The organism is Cupriavidus sp. 05N40 (assembly GCF_056397305.1).
This window is the reverse complement of sequence record NZ_JBFTND010000300.1, coordinates 1-6,420: the sequence shown is the minus strand read 5'-3', so window position 1 is coordinate 6,420 and position 6,420 is coordinate 1. Positions and strand designations below refer to the sequence as shown.

Below are 6,420 nucleotides of genomic sequence, written 5' to 3'. Positions count from 1 at the left end.
GCCCGGTGCGCGGCAATGGCCAGGTGATCAACGAGCTGGAGGCGCTGTTCGCCGGCGCCGGCTGGAACGTGGTCAAGGTGGTGTGGGGGTCGGAGTGGGACGCGCTGTTCGCGCGCGATACCAGCCACGCGCTGCTGCGCCGCTTCGCCGCGATGGTGGATGGCGAATACCAGAACCTGGGCGCCAAGGACGGTGACTACAACCTCGCCAACTTCTTCAACCGCGATCCCGAGCTCAAGGCCCTGGCCGCCAGCATGAGCAGCGCCGACATCGACGCGCTGCGCCGCGGCGGGCACGACTTGCGCAAGCTCTACGCGGCCTTCCGCGCCGCGCAGGAACACCGCGGCGCGCCCACCGTCATTCTCGCCAAGACCAAGAAGGGCTTCGGCATGGGCGAGGCCGGCGAATCGCGCATGACCGCGCACCAGCAGAAGAAGCTCGACGTGGACGCGCTGCGCGCCTTCCGCGACCGCTTCAACCTGCCGCTGGACGATGCCGCGGTGGAGGCGCTGCGCTTCTACAAGCCGGCCGAAGACAGTGCCGAGATGGCTTACCTGCATGCGCGCCGCCAGGCGCTCGGCGGCTACCTGCCGGCGCGCGCCCGCACGGCGCACGCGTTGCGCATGCCGGACCTGATGCAATACGGGCGCTTCGCCATGGAGCCGGACGAGCGCGCGGTGTCCACCACCACCGCGGTGGTGCGGCTGTTCACCAACCTGATCAAGGACAAGGAAGTCGGCCCGCGCGTGGTGCCCATCGTCGCCGACGAGGCACGCACCTTCGGCATGGCCAACCTGTTCCGCCAGATCGGCATCTACTCGCCGATGGGTCAGCTCTACGAGCCGGAAGACGCGGGCTCGATGCTGTACTACAAGGAGAGCCAGCAGGGGCAGCTGCTCGAAGAGGGCATCACCGAGGCGGGCGCGCTGGCATCGTGGACGGCGGCGGCCACCTCCTACAGCGTGAACGGCGTGGCCATGCTGCCGTTCTATATCTATTACTCGATGTTCGGCTTCCAGCGCGTCGGCGATCTGATCTGGGCCGCGGCGGACCAGCGCGCGCGCGGCTTCCTGATCGGCGCCACCGCCGGGCGCACCACGCTGGCCGGAGAGGGCCTGCAGCACCAGGATGGCACCAGCCAGCTGATCGCCTCCACGGTGCCGAACTGCCGCGCCTACGACCCTGCCTTCGCCAGCGAGGCCGCGCTCATCATCGATCACGGCGCGCGCCGCATGCTGGAAGACCAGCACGACGAGTTCTATTACCTCACCGTCAACAACGAGAACTACGCGCAGGCGCCGCTGCCGCAAGACGCGCACGACGGCGTCATCAAGGGCATGTACCGCTTCGGTTCGCGCGGCCCGGACAACGCGGCCGCGGCCGTCAGGCTGCTTGGCTCCGGGCCGATCCTGCGGGAGGTCATCGCCGCCGCCGAACTGCTCGCCGGCGACTGGGACATCAAGTCCGAGATCTGGAGCGTGACGAGCTTTTCCGAGCTGGCACGGGACGCCCGCGAATGCGAGCGCAGCAGCCTGTTCGCCAGCGGCGGCGAGACCGAAAGCCACCTGCAGCGATGCCTGCCCGGCGCTACGCCGGTGATTGCCTCGACCGACTATGTGCGCGCCTACGCGCAGCTGATTTCCTCTTATGTGAGTGCGCCCTTTACCGCGCTCGGCACGGATGGCTTCGGGCGCAGCGACACGCGCAGCGCGCTGCGGCGCTTCTTCGAGATCGACCGCTACCACATCGCGATCGCCGCGCTGCGGGCGATCTCCCCGGCGCTGCATGCCGAGGGGCTGGCGCGCTACGGGGCTCGCACGGAGATGGAGCCGCCCTGGGCGCGGTGAGCGGGGGCGTGCAGGGCGGTGCGCCCCGATCGTCGCATAGTGCGATCGCCGCGCGCCGATGGGCTCACGACGCGGGCGGGCGCCGGCCGCATGCGCTGGTTCCTGCCTGCGGCATCGGCTAGAGGTCGGGCACGGGCAAGCTGCCGCCAGCCTCTCCGCGAGGGTGACCTGGCTGTGCGGTGAAATATCGCTTGAGCCGCAGCAGCCTTGCTTCGAACAAGTGCCAGGTCGTGAGGCTGGCAAGCATGCAAAGCAGCAGCGAAGCCAGCATATAGGCCAGGTAGCCGGCTGAAAGCACGCTGCCGTTGTGCGGCAGCAGGCCGGACCGTGTGCGCACTAGCCATGCCAGGCCGTACAGGACCGGCGGGTGGAACACATAGAGCGAATAGCTGTATTTGCCGAACATCCGAAGCACGGGATGACTGGCCACCAGATTCAGGCGAGAGCCCGCCGGGAGCAGGAGCATGGCGGCAATCAGCAAGGCCGAGCATGCGCCGAGCGTGCTGAACCCGAACGTCTGCAATGCCAGCCCGTCGCGCTTCAGGCCGCCGTCAAGCACCACAACCAGCGCCGCGCTGATGGTGGCCAGCGCCGCGAGCCAGCGCAGGACCTGTCGGCCGGTGGGCAGCGCGAATCCACCCCGCGCATACGCAGCCACCAGCGCGCCGTACAGCAGGGGGTCGATATGCGTGAGCGTGGACACGTAGATCGCCATCTGATCCCATCCGTCCCTGATGAGAAGGAAGCGGAGAACCGGGGAGGCAACGCACAGGACCAGGGACACGACCACCACGCGCCGGGCGGTGCACAGAAACACGACCAGCGGCCAGACCAGGTAGAACTGCTCTTCGATCGCCAGCGACCAGAGCTGCGTGACAGGGACGGGCGAGCCTTCCCCGAGCCTTGCGAAGTACCAGTTCTGCATATAGCTCCAGAACCAGGCCTGCGCGTGCAGGAGATCGGCATAGTCATTGCCCGGCCGATAGATTTCCGCAAGAAACGGCCGCAACACCAGGAAAAACAGAATCAGGAAGAAATAGTAGAGCGGGAAAATCCGCAAGGTGCGCTTGGCATAGAAGTTGGCGAAGTACCGCTGCGTGCCCTTCGCGTCGAGCAATATGCCGGTGATGAGAAATCCGGATAGCGCAAAGAAGATGTCGACGCCGACCCATCCGGACGCCAGCAGCTTCACCACGATGTGGTCGAGTGTCCCCGTACCGCCCAGGGCTGCCGCGACCACGGAGTGATGAAAGAAGACCAGGAGGACGGCGACGCCTCGCATTCCATCGAGCGGACGAAGATGGCCGCCACCCAGCCGTTGTTTGAGGAGCGCTTGCGGGCAGGGAGCGTCAATGCCACTGTTCGGTTCGCCGGATGCCGGCGAACGGGGATACTCGATGTGCATCCAGGCCCCCATTCGGATGTGCTCCCCCGAGTGTAGAGGGGCCTTCCCGGCACCATCCGCCAAGTTCAACGCGCGGCACGCCGGGGCGTCAAAGGTAATATCGGGGCCGATGCAGTTCGGTGGGCCTGCGCAATGCAGCCCCTCGCGGCGCCGGCGGCACAGCGCGATGGCCCTGGCCCGCCTCCCGCAGCGGCTTGCCCCCGCGCTCAGCCGCCGCGCTTGTAGACCACGCCGCGCGGGGTGACCGAGTCCGGCGTGGGGGTCGCAGCGGCCAGCGGCTGGCTGGTTGCCGGCTGGGCGGCAGCCGCGCGCTGCTGGGCGCGCCGGGCTTCGCGGGCCTTTTCGATGACGGAGAAATCCGGGCCGGCGAAGGCCGAAAGCGAGCACGAGAGTGCCATCAGGCCGGCACCGATAAGGGCGATATTCTTCACGAGGGTTACCTGTTTGCGGTTGTTGCGTTGTCGCCCGGTGCGACGCGGCTGGCGCTGCGCGCTTGTTTCATTGCGAAGGGGGCGATCTGAAAAAGTCAGGGAGCAGCTTTTGGCCACTCCCTGCGGCCAGGGAAACATCAGCCGGGAAAGAAGTGGCCGCGCAATAAGCAGAGGAGGGAGCGCGCGGTCACTGGGTTCTGCATGATGGTTCATCTTCACTGGCGGGCACGGCGGCGTCCGGTGGTTCCGGTGCCTGGCGTGCTCGACGAAGGGCAGTGTATGCCCCGGTGTGCGATTCAAGAAACGATTAAAACCTATGGGTGCAAGTCGCTTTTTTCATGGTGGCTGGCTCGCCGGACCTGCTCTTCCATGGCCTGCAATCAGCGCTTCGGCGAGTCGCCTTCGGCTACGCGCCGGGCGATCGTTGTAGCATCGCTGCCATGGACAACCTGCTCAGAAAACTCGACCTCACCTCGCTGCGGCTGTTCGTCGCCGTCTGCCAGGAACAGAACATTGCCCGCGCGGCCGAGCGCGAGTTCATCGCGCCATCGGCGGTCAGCCGCCGCATCGGGGAAATCGAGGCGCTGATCGGCCTGCCCGTCATCCAGCGGCATCCGCGCGGCATCACGGTGACGCCGGTGGGCGAGGCCGTGCTGCGCCATGCGCTGGCCATCATCGGCAATATCGAGTCGCTCGGCGCGGAGCTGTCGCGCTTTAGCTCGGGCGCGCGCGGCGCAGTGCGCATGGTGTGCAACCTGGGCGCCATCGTGCAGTTCCTGCCGGAGGACCTGGCGGCCTTCGGGCGGGTCTACCCCGACATCGACATCGCGCTGGAGGAGCAGCACAGTCCCGAGGTCCTGCGGCTGGTGGGCGAGCGCAGCGCGGATTTCGGCATCTGCAACGCGATCCAGGGCGTGGAGCAGTTCGTCTCGCTGCCTTACCGCGAGGACCAGTTGTGCGTGCTGGTGCCGCGCGGGCACCGGCTGGAAGCGGCGCCGCAGGTGCGCTTTGCCGACCTGCTCGGCGAGACCTTCGTCGCGCTGCGCGACGAGAGCGCGCTGAGCCGCCTGCTGCTGGGCGAGGCCGCGCGGCTGAACGGCGCGCTGCGCATCAAGATSCGSGTGGCGAGCCTCGACGCGCTATGCCGCATGGTGCATGTGGGTCTGGGCATCGCYATCGTGCCGCGCCAGGTGGGCGAGCTTTACGTCAACACGCTCGATGTGGCGTGCCGGCCTCTGGTCGACGGCTGGGCCACGCGCCAGCTGGTGGTGGTGTTCCATTCGCGCGAGCATTTGTCGGCCAGCGCCGCGGCGCTGGTGGACTTCCTCTGCCGCCGTTAGCGCCGTTAGCGCGGGCGGCCCGCCGCCGGGCGAGCCGTCTCGAAGCGAGAGGGCTGTCGTGYCGATTCCATGCTATGCGCCGCGTGCGCCGCGCCATATAGTGGGCTGACCAGGACCTCGCCACGGCGACAATCAGATCCGGAGCCCCCATGATGGACGATACGATCCGCTTCGGCGGCCGCGTGCTTTACCTGTCGCAGGATCCCGCCTGCATGCGTGCCCAGCTCGAAGGCAAGGCCGTGAGCCTGGCCGACGCCGGCCCGCTGCGCGACAATGTTTCCACCGACGAGATCACGCCGGTGACAGTGATGCTCACCTACGACGAGCGCCTGGGCGAGTTCCCCTATGTGGGCTTCCAGGCCGGCGGGGAAATGCCGGTCGGCCGCAACGCCGTGCGCGACGGTGGCTTTGCGGTCACGGTGGCGGGCAAGCGCTACGGCAAGGGCTCCTCGCGCGAGTCCAGCCCGCTGGCAGAGCTGTCGGCCGGTATCCGCCTGATCGTGGCGGAGAGCTTCGAGCGCATCTACCAGCAGAACTGCGACAACATCGGCATCCTCACCACCACGGATTTCAGCGTGCTCGAGCGCGTGCTGGCCGGCGAGGCGATTCCCATCGAAGCCTTCCTGAGCGGGCGCGACGCGCTGACCCAGCAGGTGATCCGCGCCGGCGGCCTGCTGGCCTTCAGCCGCGCGGCGAGCTGGCCGGTCCCCGGCAGCATGCCCGCGGCGGCGGCGCCCGCCGGCGCGGCGCCGCGCACACTGGTGGAGAAGATCATCGACCGTCACCTGCTGCCCGGCACCCCGGGCGCCGGCCGTGGCCAGGGCGTGTTCGTGGCGGCCGACTGGCGTTTTTCCCACGACTATTTCACCGGCATGTGCGCGCACCTGATGCATCGCGCCTTCGGCAAGCCGGCCGCGCTGCGCGACCCGGACACCATCATTGCGTTCAAGGATCACCTGGTGCTGGCGGCGCAGAGCTATCCGCACGTGCGCGACGGCTTGCTGCCCGGCGTGGCCAACCTGATGCAAGGCCACGACAGCTTCGCCCATGACTACCCGGTGCGCTCGCACGGCGCGCTGCCCGGCGACGTGCCCGGCTCCGAAGGGATCTGCCACGCGCTGATGGCCGAGCAGTACGCGCTGCCGGGCCAGGTAGTGGTGGGGACCGATTCGCACACGCCGCATTCGGGCGCGCTCGGCTGCCTGGCCTTCGGCGCCGGCGCCACCGACCTGGCGAACAGCTGGGTCACCGGCTACGTGCGCTGCAAGGTGCCGGAGACCCTGCGCGTGGAAGTGGAGGGGGAACTGGCGCCGGGCGTGACCGCCAAGGACATCGTGCTCCACTTGCTGCAGATGGACGCGATCCGCTCGGGCGGCGCCATCGGCGTGGTGTTCGAG

At 68.1% G+C, this 6,420-nt stretch carries 5 protein-coding genes; 3 read left to right on the top strand and 2 right to left on the bottom strand.

What is annotated here, in order from left to right:
* The coding region (aceE, locus tag AC1DO7_RS38405; protein WP_477117356.1) for a pyruvate dehydrogenase (acetyl-transferring), homodimeric type at window positions 1-1,847 on the top strand (1,847 nt) is incomplete at its 5' end.
* Window positions 1,848-1,965: 118 nt separating this feature from the next.
* On the opposite strand, the gene AC1DO7_RS38400 is transcribed toward aceE, so the two are convergent.
* Together AC1DO7_RS38400 and AC1DO7_RS38395 are read right to left on the bottom strand one after the other, a co-directional pair.
* Window positions 1,966-3,252: an acyltransferase family protein gene (locus AC1DO7_RS38400; RefSeq protein ID WP_441614492.1), complete on the bottom strand. Its 1,287-nt coding sequence runs from the start codon at window positions 3,250-3,252 to the stop codon at window positions 1,966-1,968.
* Between the two features lie 206 nt (window positions 3,253-3,458).
* Window positions 3,459-3,683: a hypothetical protein gene (locus AC1DO7_RS38395; RefSeq protein WP_441614490.1), complete on the bottom strand. Its 225-nt coding sequence runs from the start codon at window positions 3,681-3,683 to the stop codon at window positions 3,459-3,461.
* Between the two features lie 440 nt (window positions 3,684-4,123).
* Between AC1DO7_RS38395 and AC1DO7_RS38390 the strand changes: the two genes are divergently transcribed.
* Together AC1DO7_RS38390 and AC1DO7_RS38385 are read left to right on the top strand one after the other, a co-directional pair.
* Complete coding sequence (locus AC1DO7_RS38390) at window positions 4,124-5,023, top strand: LysR family transcriptional regulator (protein WP_477117355.1); 900 nt, start codon at window positions 4,124-4,126, stop codon at window positions 5,021-5,023.
* 152 nt (window positions 5,024-5,175) lie between these two features.
* Window positions 5,176-6,420: aconitase family protein (locus tag AC1DO7_RS38385; RefSeq protein ID WP_477117357.1), on the top strand; the 1,245-nt coding region annotated here is incomplete at its 3' end.